The sequence below is a fragment of the Curvibacter sp. PAE-UM genome (genome assembly GCF_001432305.1).
Taxonomy (GTDB): Bacteria; Pseudomonadota; Gammaproteobacteria; order Burkholderiales; family Burkholderiaceae_C; genus Hylemonella.
In genome coordinates this window covers 2,013,384-2,026,887 of record NZ_KQ483358.1, presented here as the reverse complement: position 1 = coordinate 2,026,887, position 13,504 = coordinate 2,013,384, and the positions used below count along the sequence as shown (strand labels likewise).

Sequence of the window (13,504 nt, the reverse complement as noted above, 5' to 3'; positions counted from 1 at the left end):
ATATGAATTATGTAAGTCATTGATTTATATGAATTACCTTCAATTATTTTTGCTTTGAAAGTGATTTGTTATCCATTTTTGATCTATTTAATTGATTTGATATTATTGACTGGTTATATATGGGGTCTTACAATTCGTTTCACCCTGAACTAGGGATTACCCCAATCCGCTGCCGACCCCGGCTACATCGGATCACATGCCGGCAACACGTCGCCGGGCCGATCCAGATGGCGTACCAACCCAGACGTGCTGACTGCGGTCTGGTTCTGTGAGCAAGTCACAGCCCCAGACCCGGCACCACGCGAGATGAGGAAGTGCTATGACAGCGTTTCAAGAAATGGGCCAGGGCATGCGATCCGTCGCACGCCATATCTCCCAAGTCTTCTTCGCCACCATCCACAACAGCTTTGCGCTGCTGGGGCTGGCTGTCCTTTTCGCCACCATTGCCCTGGTGGCCCGCCCGGAACTGCGCCAGGCGGGAGAAGTCCAGCTGATGGACTGGCTGCAGAACCGCCAATTCGAAACCAGCGGTATCGAGCCCGAGCCCGTGGCCGTCGAGCGCGCCACGGCAGCTCATCCGCATGAACTGCCCAAACAGCAGGCTGCAGTGGCCTACTGGCTCAGCAAGAAATACCGTGTCGCGCCGGAACCGGTTTCGGCGCTGGTCATGGAGGCCTATGAGATCGGCCGCCGCATCGACATCGACCCCCTGCTGCTGCTCTCGGTCATGGCCATCGAGTCCAGCTTCAACCCCTTTGCACAAAGCCCGGTCGGGGCCCAGGGCCTGATGCAGGTCATGACCCGCGTGCACAGCGACAAATACGAAGCCTTTGGCGGCAAGCTGGCGGCCTTCGACCCGGTTGCCAACCTGCGTGTCGGCGCCCTGGTGCTGCAGGAATACGTCCGGCGCGCCGGATCGGTCGAGGGCGGCCTGCGCTACTACGTCGGTGCGGCCAACCTGCCGGACGATGGCGGCTACGCAGCCAAGGTACTGGCCGAGCATGCACGCCTGGTCCAGGTGGCCTCCGGCCGCGCCGTCCCGACCCAGTCCGTCCAGCCTATCCCGGTGACGGCGCCGGCCAAACCGGCAACGACCGAAACCGTCGTCCTGCTGAACTCCTGAGTTCCAGACTGGCCAGGTCGCTGCTCTCCGCTACACTAGCCGGGCACGCGACTGGCGATAGGCGCGCCTGACTCCTTAGGTCGGGTGGCGCTGACGTGGACAGACCACCGGGAAGCGTGCCACGGGATAGGCGGCAAGCCTCGTCCGGTGTTCAGCCGTTCGCCTGGGCAGCCCCCACCCCACCGGGGGACACCTGTTTTTTCCGACTGCCATGTACAACCGCAACATCCTCGTCGAACAAACCGACCCCGAACTCTGGGCCGCCATCCTGGCCGAAAACGCCCGCCAGGAACACCATATCGAGCTGATCGCCAGCGAGAACTACGCCTCGCCCGCCGTCATGGCCGCGCAAGGTACCCAGCTCACCAACAAGTACGCAGAGGGCTACCCGGGCAAGCGCTATTACGGTGGCTGCGAGCATGTGGATGTGGCCGAGCAGTTGGCCATCGACCGCGTCAAGGCCATCTTCGGCGCCGATGCCGCCAACGTGCAGCCGCACTGCGGCGCCTCGGCCAACGAAGCCGTCTTCCTGGCCTTCCTCAAACCCGGCGACACCATCATGGGCATGAGCCTGGCCGAAGGCGGCCACCTGACCCACGGCATGGCGCTCAATATGAGCGGCAAGTGGTTCAACGTCGTGTCCTATGGCCTCAATGCCAAGGAAGAGATCGACTACGAGGCCATGGAGCGCAAGGCGCACGAATCCAAGCCCAAGCTCATCATCGCCGGCGCCTCGGCCTACAGCCTGCACATCGACTTCGCGCGCTTCGCCAAGGTGGCCAAGGACGTGGGCGCCATCTTCATGGTGGACATGGCGCACTACGCCGGCCTGATCGCCGCCGGCGTCTACCCCAACCCCGTGCCGCACGCCGACGTGGTGACCTCCACCACCCACAAGAGCCTGCGCGGCCCGCGCGGCGGCATCATCCTGATGAAGGCCCAGCACGAGAAGGCCATCAACAGCGCCATCTTCCCCGGCCTGCAGGGCGGCCCGCTGATGCACGTCATCGCCGCCAAGGCCGTGGCCTTCAAGGAAGCCATGGACCCGGGCTTCAAGACCTACCAGCAACAGGTGGTGAAGAACGCGAAGATCGTCGCCGAAACCCTGACCCAGCGCGGCCTGCGCATCGTCAGCGGCGGCACGCAGAGCCACGTCATGCTGGTGGATCTGCGTTCCAAGGGCATCACGGGCAAGGAAGCCGAGGCCGTGCTGGGCGCCGCCCACATGACCATCAACAAGAATGCCATCCCGAACGACCCTGAGAAGCCGATGGTCACCAGCGGCGTGCGCGTCGGCACGCCGGCCATGACCACCCGTGGTTTCAAGGACGAGGAAGCCCGCATGACGGCCAACCTGATCGCCGACGTGCTGGACAAGCCGCGTGACGAAGCCAACATCGCCGCCGTGCGCGCCAAGGTCAACGCGCTGACCGCTCGTTTCCCGGTCTACAAGTAAGCCAGCCCCGATGAAATGCCCCTTCTGCGGAAACTCTGAAACTCAGGTCGTCGAGACCCGAATTTCAGAGGACGGGGATTTCATCCGCAGGCGCCGGCAGTGCGGTGCCTGCGAGAAGCGCTTCACCACCTACGAGCGACCGGACGTCAATTTCCCATCCATCGTCAAGAAGGATGGCCGGCGCATTGAGTACGAGCGAGGCAAGCTGCTGGCGTCCATGAAACTGGCCCTGCGCAAGCGACCGGTCAGTACCGAGCAGATTGATAGCGCCATGGAGCGCATCGAGGAAAAACTCCTCAATCTTGGCCTGCGCGAAGTGGCATCCACCCGCATCGGCGAACTGGTGATGCGCGAGCTCAAGAAACTGGACAAGGTAGCCTACGTGCGTTTTGCCAGTGTCTACCGCAGCTTCGAAGACATCGACGAGTTCAAGACGCTGGTGGATGAGGTGCGGCGCTGAATCAAAGGCACGCGTTCAACGCTGCCTTGGCGACACGCGCTCGACCCGAACTGTTGATGACGATCTGGTAAGCATCGACCCTCTGTGTCGATGGCTGGCACACCGTAATGGTACCGGCTTGAAATGCGCCGGAGTTCAAGGTTGTTTTCCCCAGCCCCGTGTACGCCACGTAGTCATCGACTGTTGAGTTTCCGACGATCCGCAAGTTCGACGGCAGCGAGGCTTCTCTGCGAAGCACCTCTTCACCAGGATCGACCACGCCATTCCCATTCACATCCTGAAATACGATCCAGCCGCGCTCCCAGGCTCCAGTTGGTGCGCAGGAGCTACCGGAAGCCGATTTGCACAACACAACGCGGGCATTACGTCGTATGGCTTCGGAACGAGTCAGATGCAGACTGTCCATGAACGCAGACACCCCGGTTTTTATCCGGACGTTGTCCACCACTCTTGACATGGCGGGGACCGCCTGAGTCATGCACAACGAGAAAACCAGCATCACCACCATCACCTCAGGCAGCGAATACCCTTTAGCAATCTGATACGACACCATACATCCCCCTTCAGCATCGAGGCCGTTGCGACTGGACGTAAGTTAATTCATGCCCAAGAAAAAAGGCATCCCCAAAATTGGGGATGCCTTCCATCAAAAATCCCCAGACTGACGCCGAGGATGGCTTGTGGCCCTTAGTTGACGGGGATGGCCGGATCCAGGTTCACCACGATCTGCAATTGAGATTTCACGGGACGCGCCCCCAGCATGCCCGGGCTGAATTTCATGCCCGAAAAAGATTCCACGATGTATTTCCTGGCGACATCCGACAGAAAGTTCTCACCCAGGATGACCCTGTCCACCCCGCCTTGCTCATTGATCAGGAGCTGAACCAATACCGGCAATGGAAGGATGTCAGGAATAAAAGTGGGCCCCGAGACCTCGGCGTCACTCATGAGCTGTGGTTTGACCGACAACTCATCGGGAGAGAAATAGTGAAGCTCCGGCAGAGGCCCGCCCAGCAGGGGCATCGCGTCGGACGAGAGACGCTGGGCAGTGCCCCGATCTGAAAGGTTCGAACCCTCCGAAGCTCGGGGCGTCACCTCTGGCCCAGGCTTTGAGGTGTCCGGGACGGATAGTTCGGAGCGACGCTCTCCAACCTTCATGCTGGCACCGTCAGGTGGCATGCTGGCGAAGCGAACAACCGTCGAAGAAGAGCGCAGACCGAAAAGTGCGCTGCCGCTCAAAACCTCGGTTCTGAGCCCCCAGAACAGCACCGCATGGAACAGACCGGAAAGCGCAAGGGCCAGCAGGCTCGTACGATGCCGGGACAGGAGCGCAAGACCACCTTTCAGGATGTCAATGCGTCCAGTCTCGCTCGTTTCCAACCCCACCGCAGCCAAGTCAACTCACTATTGCATCGTCAGCTCGCGCCAGGACACTCGACGCAGGCCGCTTCCTGCGCCCTTGTCGATCGGCGGCGTGGTGATGACGGTCTGCCCCTGGTCGGTACTGTTGCTGTCCCCACTCGACAGGCCGTTGGACACACGCGTCAGAGCGCGGACCGTGCCATCCGCCATCAGGATCATGACCGGGCGGGTCACTGCGCCATCGCCCAAGGACACACCGGCAACTCCAGAAGCGTTGGTTACGGCGCCCCCGGTTTTGTAGTTCAAGGAATACAGGAAGCTTTTCGCACCCGATGTGCTGGGGTCACCGCACACGCTGCCCGAGGTCAAAGAAGGCAGGTTGGTGGTGAACAGCAAGGTCCCCAAGCCCAGGCTGGGGTCTGTACTGGCGCGCTCACCTGCACCCAGAAAGTCCATATACCAGCCTTTGTTCGAGGTCCAGTCCACGGGGTTCGATGTGGACGTGCGAACCACCTGCCCTTGGGCACAGACCGACGAAGACGCCGTTGTAGGGCATGTGGTATCGGTCAGCACCTGTTTGACAAAGCCACTGCCTGATGTACGCGGCGTCGTCAGCGTCGTGCTACCGCCACTGTCGACCACCGCATAAAAAGACTGGAACTGCGGATCGCTGATGTCAGAGACACCCAGGAACTTCCCGGTTCCGACATACACCACGGTTTGGCCGTCAACCGTCGCAACCGTAGGCTTGGCGGTAATCGGCTGGGGATTCCCACTGGCGTCCTGGAAGTTGATCAGCAACTGTGCGTCGTATCCGCTGGCGCCCATGTCGCCATTCACGTCAAAGCGCCAGAGGTTGCCCAGAATGTCGCCACCGTAGACCGCAGTCACCGTGTTGTTCGTATCGGCGGTCTTGGCATGGGCACTGATGCGAGCGAGGTTCCCCTTCTTGCCCGTTCCGGGGTCGGCAGTGAAACTCCGGATCAGGGCACCGGTTTGCGCATTCACCACATAGAGGTAGCCCTTGTCATCGGCATTGTTGTAGCCTGAGGTCAGCATCACCACCCAGGTCCCATCCTTGAGCTTGGTAATCCGGGGGTTGGCATAGCTGTAGCCCATGGTGCTGGCCGTGAACTCCCACAGAAACTTCGGGCTGGCAGGGTCGGTGATATCCAGCGCGTAATAACTGTTGCCACCCCGATTCAAACCACCCACCAGAATCGTCTTCCATGGGTTGCAGGTGGTCGCCGGGAAAACGGCCGTGCAGGGTACCGAGATCTCCCCTACTTCGGGGGTGTTGTCCACGAAGAACTGGTGGTTGTTCGAGTAATTCCTGTCGGCCAGGGCATGCATATTGGGCAGGACAGGGCGCGGGATATACGCCCACAGCTCCTGCCCGTTGGCGGCATCAAAAGCGTGCAGCATGCCGTCGTTGGCACCTACATAAACCGCGCCGTTGCGCGTCTTCATCAGGGTCTTGAAATCGGCATACCCAGCGTCCACGTAGTTGAACAAGGGCGCCTTCACGTAGCGAGCCTCCGAGGCCACGATGTCGCCCAGCACGTGCGCCCTTTCCCTGTAGTAGGTTTTTTCGTTGGTGCGATCACCACGCAGATAGTTCACAAGGGTCGAACCACTGGCACTGGCCTGATTTGCACTGCTCAGACAATCGGCACCTGTCGCACAGAACTGGGACAGGCGCCCCGTCAGATAAGCTTGCGCAAAGTTGCCATCCAGCCCCGCAGTGACCAGGTCCGTCCAGTCGAAAGGTATCAAAGCACTCGCACTGTTGGTGTAAATGGTGCGCGATGTTTTCGCCGTCACGGCACTGGAGGTCGAAGAGGCTTCATCCTCCTTCAGGATACGCGTGCTCTGCCCATCCACACCCGTAGTCGAACCATCAAAACTCGTGCCCGAGGTGTAGTCGCCCAGGACCAGATGGCAAGCGCCGCCCTGCCGGTACACCTTGCCTGTGGTGTAGAGAGTGCTGGCTGCCCAGGGGGTGGTCGCGCAATCCAGCAAGCGCATGGCCGACCAGTTCTGTGCTGTCAGTGTGCCCGCAGTGGTGATCTGCTGGCGGACCAGTTCGCCAAACCAGTCCACCGACCGGTACGAAGAGCTGAACACATAGTTGTCGCTGGTGCTCACGTTCGGGTTACTGCTGGCCGCAGCCGCCGCTGTGCCCGGGCGCGGGGTGTTCGATATCTTGGCGAGCAAGCTGGTCAGGCTGCTCGCCAGAGAAGACGGGTCCTTGGCGCTGAAGTAGGTGCCACGTCCGTTGACGGCGGCATGCCAGAGGTCATCGATATTGGCGTTGCTATTGGCGGCCGGGGTCGGCCAATAACAGGTGCCGCTGGAGAGCCAGGAACAGATGCCGGTGCTGGGCGAGGCCGTCGTCTTGTTCTTGACGTCGTAGAAGTCACCAATGGTGTCATTCCAGTAGTTGGACCCGTCGTTGGGGGCATAAATCATCTTGCCCTGGGCACCGAGACCCAGCGTGAAAGTCGTCATATGCTGCGTCTTGGCCGTATCCAGGCCATTGACCGCGACGTTGTCCGCGCACAGGTCATTGGGCGTGGTGTTCGGCGAGATGACGGGGCCGGTACATGTGCCCGTCGCATCAACGCCGGTGGCGGTGGCACTGCGCAGATCGGTGGCGTAGTAATACGCCGCCACGTCCGCCAGGGTATCCGACGTTCCACCGGTGCTGAGGGATTGGCACCCGCGTGCCGACAGCACGGTGAAGGTGGGCCCGGCATCCTGCGGCACCGCGGTACATGCCGTGGTGTTGGACCAGCTGCTCCATGCGGTGTAACGGCAGCTCGTGGTGCTCGTTTGCGTGCAGGTATTGGTGGCATTCGTCCAGGTCAGTGTCGTGCCATTGTCCGTGCACTGGACGGCGGTACCGACAGTGTGGGGCGAGGTCGTGTCCCTGGCCACCGCGGTACAGGAACCGACCGGGACAGCCGTGGACCAGGTCGTGTACTGGCACTCCACCCCACCCGTGGCCGTGCACGTGCTCACGTTGGCCCAGTTGCTGTACACGGCCACGCTTCCTGAGCAGGCCCTTCGGTTACCGCCTGAATTATCGACCACGCAAACCGTATTCGTACCCAGATAGGTCCAGTTGGTCCACGACGTGCCACTATCCGATGACGTGCTGGTTGGGAACTCGCAATCTGTCCTGGTTGTGCCCGACGTATCAATGGTGCAAGACGCCACGTCAGTCCAGGCGGTCCACGTCGCTCCACTGTCGGTCGACGTACGTTGACGATGCAAAGGCGCCGTCTGACTCGACAAGGTGCGCGACTGCAGGTTGCTGGTCGACTGGCTGTAGCGGGCGCCGGCGGCAGTCTGCAAGGTGCTGGTGCGGGATTGCAGCTGGACCGTTGCGCCATCCCCGTAAGGGGCGGACATCCCGCCATCCTGGTTGCCCACGGCCGTGCTGCCGTCCAGCTTGTAGCCGGCATTGCCGTTCCAGAAGCCGTCGGTCGAGAGGATGGTGAAGTTTTGCTGGCAGGAGTATTGCAGCGGGTCCGTCACCGTCACGCCATTGAAGGTGGCACCGTTCAATTTACCGCCATAGATGCGGCCGGCATCTGCCAAGGCCTCGCGCAATGGCGTGCTGTTGTTGGGCTTGGCCTTGATCAGCTTCTGGTACCAGGCGTATTTCTGGGCCCCGGTGAACTCGCCCAGGTTGACGAAATCGGTCGTGTTGTTGTTGTTGATGGTCATGAAACCCAGGCGGAACCTGGATTTACCAGCTGCAATATCGACAGCGCTGTCGACGGCTGCCAGCGCGTTGCTGGAAGCCGTCTTCATCATCTGCATGCGCGTGCGGTAATACGTGAACCAGTTGGCGTAATTGGTCATCTCCTCAAGGTAGGTGCAGGTGGTGCCAACGCAGTCGGTACGCGAGGATGCCTTGGTCGTGCTACCGGGATAGGGATAGCTGGTGACATCCGGTGAGATCGTGGTGCGCAGATTTTCGCCCGGCACCGTGCCTTGACTGAATGCAGCCGTTGAATAGGCAACGGTGCCAGTGAACGTCACCACCGGCGAACTGGATGTCTGACCCGGCGCCGTGATGGTGAGGACGCCACTGCCGTTGTCGCTAGCGGTGTACCCGACGATTTGACAATTGCCAGAGATCGCGTAAGTGCAGGCATTGATCCGGGCAGCAATAAGGTTCGCTACCGTGCTGGCCGTTGACGACGACGCTGTTGCCGCAGACATGATCTGTTTCGAATCGACCGTGATCCCGGTGATGACGCCGGAGGATGCACTGGTGATGGTCACCGTCCCCGTCCTGGGGAAAGCCATGCGGGGAAAGGAGAAATTGGTGGCGTCAAACGCAGCCTGGCAGGTGGTCAGCGCCGAGGTGCTACACCAGCGCAGGTAGGACGGGTACGGATAGGTCGTGGTTGGTGCGGTCGCCGCCTGGCACTCGCGCAGACTCGCGGTCTTGCAGTACGCTCCGGCGATCGAGGTGTAGAAATAAGGCGCCGCCGTGGAACTGGGTGTCAGGTTGGTCGTGCTCGTGCTCTGCACACCATACGCATCGTTCTTGACCGAATTCCAATTGGGCGAAGCCGATGTCGCCGCACCATCACCACCGGTCGTCGAATCCACCCCGGTCATGTTCTTGTAGGTCGTCGTGTCGGTGACGCCAGAACTGTTGACGTTGATCGGCGGCTTGTAAACGATGGCCGGGTTATAGGCCATGCCGTTGTAGTTCGCGTTCCTGAAACGGTAGACGGGGCTCGAGATCGCATCGGCCGGGTCGGCGTAGTCGGGCATGTAGTTCCAGTCCATACTGCCCGAGTCGTCCAGGATAAACAGCACATTCGGCTTGATATCAGTGGACGAAGTGGCGGCATAGGTGCTCAGGGGAACCGTCGAAATATCGGTCGCACCCGACACTGCCGCCACCAGGCCCAGCAAAGCCAGCACCGCCGCCTTGCCGGCGAGTTTGCTTGTTTGGTTGATTGCCATGAAAACTTCTCCTTTGCTGGCGCCCTATCGGGCACCGGAAACCTTGAGCCTGCTCATCGATGAATCTCCAGCCGTGCCTGCCACTACATGGACACGACCGCCTGCACATAACTGACGGTATTTCTGGGGCCATCGACACGGACCGTGATGCGGTAATACACACCGGACGAGGCATTGAGCTGCTTTTCGCCCGCTTCTTCACTGTTACCGGAAGCCAAGGTGACCGTCGGCGAACCGACGCAAGATGCGCCACCGGTTGAGGACCCGGCGTTGTTGCACATGCGGTCGATGACGTAGGACACCGTATTGCCGGCGGCGTCCACCTGATTCGCCTTCACCGCACGTGCCGCCAGGGTGTTGACCCAGTAATCGTTCCATGACTGCGGCGGATTGGCCGTCAGATTGGGAGCGATCTTGAGTCCGGCGGCCACATAGCCGTTGGTCGGATCGTCGTTCTCCAGCGCCACGCCCGCCGCATTCGCAAACAGCCAGGTCGAAGCCAGCTCGACGCCGGTATCCCCCGAATGGGTTGCAGCCTGCTGGAAGGAAAGATTGCCGGCGATCAAATTGGTGGTGTCGACCGAGCGCACCATGGAAATGGCAGCCAAGGTCATGGCGACCAAAACGATCAGCATGATGACCAGCACCACACCCGACTGGGCGTGGCGGCCCATGGCCGTGCCACGACGACGAATTGAGTGATTTAGCATCCTGTGGGCCTCCCCATCCAGTTCACGTTGCGCAAGGGAATCAACGCCTGGAATGTCTTGTACCGGTAGTGCTTCCACTCTTCATCGGCGGCCGCATCCGGACCCAAAGCCCCTGTGTTGGCGACCAACGGCGCCACACCGTCCTGGTCCCATACCGGCCGGTTGGCATCGGCCGCGCTCACGCCATTCAAGGTGGTGGTGGTCACCACGTCCTTGTCTCGCTCCGTGTTCCTGGCCACCAGGACCAGGCTGATGGCCTTGACCTTGGCCCAAAGGCAGGCCGTCGCGGGCTGCGTCTGATTGCTCGCACTTGAGCTGCCATCCCAGGCGCCACTGGTATCGTTCCAATAGGTTGCGCGCATGCTCACGATATTGCTGGCGATGGGCACCCAGACGGTGGTCAAGGTCTTGTTGGCATCCAGGCTGCAGTCATGGACGGTGAAGTCACACACGGTCAAATCCCCGTTTCGCACCGCGTAGGCAAGGATCGACGGTCCATTGCTGGGGTTGGCACTGGTGGGGGTGACATTGACGCCGTTGGGCCCTTTGCCCAGGTTGAACATGGCGACACCGGCGTTTCCCGTCACCAGCGTGACCGTGGTGGCGTCCACCGCAGCCACACGATCAATATTCAAGACGGTGGTGCCGCAGAAGCCTGGCGCCGTATCCAGAGCCAAGATGACCCGGTCGCCCACCTCAAACGTACCCGGCATCTGCATGGTGTAGACCACCCCCAACTTGTCGATGATGGGGTTGCCCTGGGGTTGGCCGTTGCCGTTGCCATACACCACCAGCAATGTATCGGTATTGGCATCGCCCGCTGGCAGGAGCAGCGATTTCACCCCCCCCTTGGTGCCCACAGGGTTGACGGACACTGGGGCCAGGGTGATGGCTTTGTCGACAGGTGCTCCCGACGCTGGCGTCCATGACATCAGGCAGTTATAGAGCCCGATGGAGTCCAGGCCATAACCCGCCTTCTGGATATGACTTTGCATCTGATAAAAAGTCATGACGCCATTGCTCTGCGAATCCGCATTGCCGGCGGCCGTACGCCCGCGCGCCTCGGAACCGAAAAACACCTGCATCACGACAAGCGTCGCAATCAGGCCGATGACCATGGCCACCAGGATCTCGACCAGGCTAAAACCCGCCATGCGACGCAAGGTGACTGACTGAGAGCGTATCAATTGATCTTCCCCTATTTGATTTGGGCAACCGCTACGTACTTGTTGTGCTCAGTGCCAGCCGGCGCACTCGGTGGCAGCCAGTAAATGGTCACCGTCACGATTCCATCGTTCGACACTACGACATCAGGCGCCTTGCTCGCCACCCCGGGGAGAGAACCCGTCACCTTGTTTTTCCATGTCACGTAAGCCGGGTTATTTGTATTGAAATTGTTCTGCAAGGTCGCAACCTTCCGGTCACCCACCCACATCGTTGCAAAGAGCTGGTTGGCCAGAAAGCTGGCGTCCGAGCGGTACTTGGCATCTGAAATCTGTGACACCGAGGCCGCCTGGAGGCTCACGATGCCCAGCACCCCTAGCGCGAAAATCAGGATCGCAATCATGACCTCGATCAGCATCACGCCCGATTGCGATGCCGGCCTGCGCTTGGGTGAAAACGATTGCAATTCCATATCAGCACGCCTGTGGGGAAGTTGGATTCGATATCGTCGACTTGGGATCGCACATGCGGATCTGCCCACCGGGGGTGACCACGACTCGCAGGCACCGCATGGTGCCGCCCGCGTCCTCGCAAGCCCCCAGCGGATTGCTCACATCGATGGTGGCGTTGGTGCCCGCAGCCAAGGATGACGCCCTGCCGTAGCCATTGAAGGTGAGGTTGGTCGCAGTCGTCGCGATGCCGACCGAGCCCTCGCCCGAGGGACGTGCCTGGATCGATGCGGGGCAATCCGTCCCGACGACCGTCGTGCACCCCACGACCCAGCCGCCCGCCGCATCCAATGCGAAACTGATGTTCGTGTTGCGCCTGACCGCCTCGGACTTGGCCACATTCAGTCCATCCTGAACAGCACTCGCTGCTGTGCGGATTTTTCTGTTCTGGATAAAAGAGCTGAAGCTGGGAACCCCCGCGACCATCAGCATGGCCAGTATGGCGATGGCGACCATCAACTCGATCAGACTGAAACCGGTTTGGCGAGGCCTCAACACACGCCCCCCTTCCTGATCGTCCAGCACGTATTGGGATTGGGCACCGTCCAACCCGCAGGAACGCTAACGGTCGTCCTGAGATTGGTCTGGTCGATGTTGTAGGCAAAACCGGCCATCGCTCCCACGCCCGTTGCCTGCAAAACGTAGCCGGTTGCCGAACCTGCCGTCGTGCAGCCAAAGGTAAAGTACTTGCTGGCCGTCGCGTTGTTATTGCAATCGGGCGCATTGAGATAGGTTTTATTGTCCTGGTAGAACTGCTCCAGCCGGACCCGCATGACCGCCAGATTGGATGTGGCGTCTGGAATCTTCCCGCGCGTGATGTAGTCGTTGTAGGAAGGCAAGGCGATGGCGGCCAGGATCCCGATGATGGCCACCACGATGAGCACCTCGACCAAGGTGAAACCCTTGTGGCGATGCGCCAGGGTGCGGGGGTTTACTCGCTCGGCAAGGGTTGAGAGAGAGAGCATCGAGAATCTCCAGCAAAATTGAGTCGGACCGATCAGTGCCACCCGTTGCCGACGACTACCAGACCTGTCACGCAAGGGAACTTACGGACCATAATAGGTGGCCGACATCATGAACCCCTCACCGAAGTGACGAATGGTGTCCCTGAGTCGCTGAACGGCTCGGGTTGTGGCCTGCCGGTACATCGTTCACCCCCTTCACAACAAAGACCATAGCTGCCCTGGCCCAGGGACCCTGCTGACCAAGCAACGCCATGACACCACACCCCAAGGCCATGGCTACGGCAATTGATCTAGCCACGCAAGGCCTGCGCCTGACCTCACCCAACCCCCGCGTGGGCTGCGTCATCGTCGCTCCTGACGGCCAGGTACTGGGCCAGGGCCACACCCAGCGCGCCGGTGGCCCGCATGCGGAAATCATGGCGCTCAATGACGCGGCTGCACAGGGCCACTCAGTCCGCGGCGCCACCGCCCACGTCACCCTGGAGCCCTGTGCCCACCAGGGGCGCACCGGCCCCTGCTGTGATGCGCTGGTGGCAGCCGGCATCGTCAGGGTGGTCGCCTCGCTGCAGGATCCCAACCCCCAGGTGGCCGGTCAGGGTTTTGCCCGGCTGCGCGCCGCCGGCATCGAGGTCGAGATCGGCCCGGGTGCCGCCGAATCACGCGAGCTCAATATCGGCTTCTTCAGCCGCATGGTGCGCAAGACGCCCTGGGTGCGCATGAAAATCGCCGCCTCGCTGGACGGCCAGACCGCTCTGGAGAA

The 13,504-nt window shown here is 60.8% G+C and carries 12 protein-coding genes and 1 riboswitch; of the genes, 4 read left to right on the top strand and 8 right to left on the bottom strand.

Annotated features, from left to right (window positions below):
* Positions 1–319 precede the first annotated feature (319 nt).
* The 3 genes from AO057_RS09845 (at position 320) to nrdR (ending at position 3,039) form a co-directional block, all read left to right on the top strand.
* Positions 320–1,123: a lytic transglycosylase domain-containing protein gene (locus AO057_RS09845; protein WP_057675458.1), complete on the top strand. Its 804-nt coding sequence runs from the start codon at positions 320–322 to the stop codon at positions 1,121–1,123.
* Between the two features lie 37 nt (positions 1,124–1,160).
* Positions 1,161–1,299: riboswitch (ZMP/ZTP riboswitch) on the top strand.
* 35 nt (positions 1,300–1,334) lie between these two features.
* Positions 1,335–2,579: a serine hydroxymethyltransferase gene (gene glyA, locus AO057_RS09840; protein WP_057675457.1), complete on the top strand. Its 1,245-nt coding sequence runs from the start codon at positions 1,335–1,337 to the stop codon at positions 2,577–2,579.
* 10 nt (positions 2,580–2,589) lie between these two features.
* Complete coding sequence (nrdR, locus tag AO057_RS09835) at positions 2,590–3,039, top strand: transcriptional regulator NrdR (RefSeq protein WP_057675456.1); 450 nt, start codon at positions 2,590–2,592, stop codon at positions 3,037–3,039.
* Between the two features lies 1 nt (position 3,040).
* Here the strand turns inward: nrdR and AO057_RS09830 are convergent, their stop codons facing one another.
* From AO057_RS09830 to AO057_RS18280, 8 genes are all read right to left on the bottom strand, one after another.
* Positions 3,041–3,592 carry a GspH/FimT family pseudopilin gene (locus tag AO057_RS09830; RefSeq protein ID WP_057675455.1) on the bottom strand — a complete coding sequence of 184 codons (552 nt, stop codon included), beginning with the start codon at positions 3,590–3,592 and terminating at the stop codon, positions 3,041–3,043.
* A 134-nt stretch (positions 3,593–3,726) separates the two neighbouring features.
* On the bottom strand, positions 3,727–4,434 hold the full coding sequence (locus AO057_RS09825) for a hypothetical protein (RefSeq protein ID WP_057675454.1): 708 nt from the start codon (positions 4,432–4,434) through the stop codon (positions 3,727–3,729).
* Positions 4,435–4,443: 9 nt separating this feature from the next.
* Complete coding sequence (locus AO057_RS09820) at positions 4,444–9,396, bottom strand: pilus assembly protein (RefSeq protein WP_057675453.1); 4,953 nt, start codon at positions 9,394–9,396, stop codon at positions 4,444–4,446.
* Positions 9,397–9,479: 83 nt separating this feature from the next.
* Positions 9,480–10,070 carry a pilus assembly PilX family protein gene (locus AO057_RS09815; protein ID WP_057675452.1) on the bottom strand — a complete coding sequence of 197 codons (591 nt, stop codon included), beginning with the start codon at positions 10,068–10,070 and terminating at the stop codon, positions 9,480–9,482.
* Positions 10,071–10,099: 29 nt separating this feature from the next.
* On the bottom strand, positions 10,100–11,260 hold the full coding sequence (locus AO057_RS09810) for a PilW family protein (protein WP_057675451.1): 1,161 nt from the start codon (positions 11,258–11,260) through the stop codon (positions 10,100–10,102).
* Between the two features lie 44 nt (positions 11,261–11,304).
* Positions 11,305–11,742 (bottom strand): type IV pilus modification protein PilV, encoded by a 438-nt coding sequence (gene pilV / locus AO057_RS09805; RefSeq protein WP_057675450.1) that lies wholly within the window; start codon positions 11,740–11,742, stop codon positions 11,305–11,307.
* 1 nt (position 11,743) lies between these two features.
* The gene (locus tag AO057_RS09800) at positions 11,744–12,277 is read right to left on the bottom strand and encodes a GspH/FimT family pseudopilin (RefSeq protein WP_057675449.1); all 534 of its coding nucleotides are present in this window, start codon (positions 12,275–12,277) and stop codon (positions 11,744–11,746) included.
* Entirely contained in the window at positions 12,271–12,744 is a 474-nt protein-coding gene (locus tag AO057_RS18280; RefSeq protein WP_082605500.1) for a type IV pilin protein, read from the bottom strand. Before AO057_RS18280 ends, AO057_RS09800 begins: the two co-directional genes overlap by 7 nt.
* A gap of 251 nt (positions 12,745–12,995) precedes the next feature.
* On the opposite strand from AO057_RS18280, the gene ribD reads away from it, so the two are divergent.
* A partial coding sequence (gene ribD / locus AO057_RS18270; RefSeq protein ID WP_371258269.1) for a bifunctional diaminohydroxyphosphoribosylaminopyrimidine deaminase/5-amino-6-(5-phosphoribosylamino)uracil reductase RibD occupies positions 12,996–13,504 on the top strand: 509 nt, incomplete at its 3' end.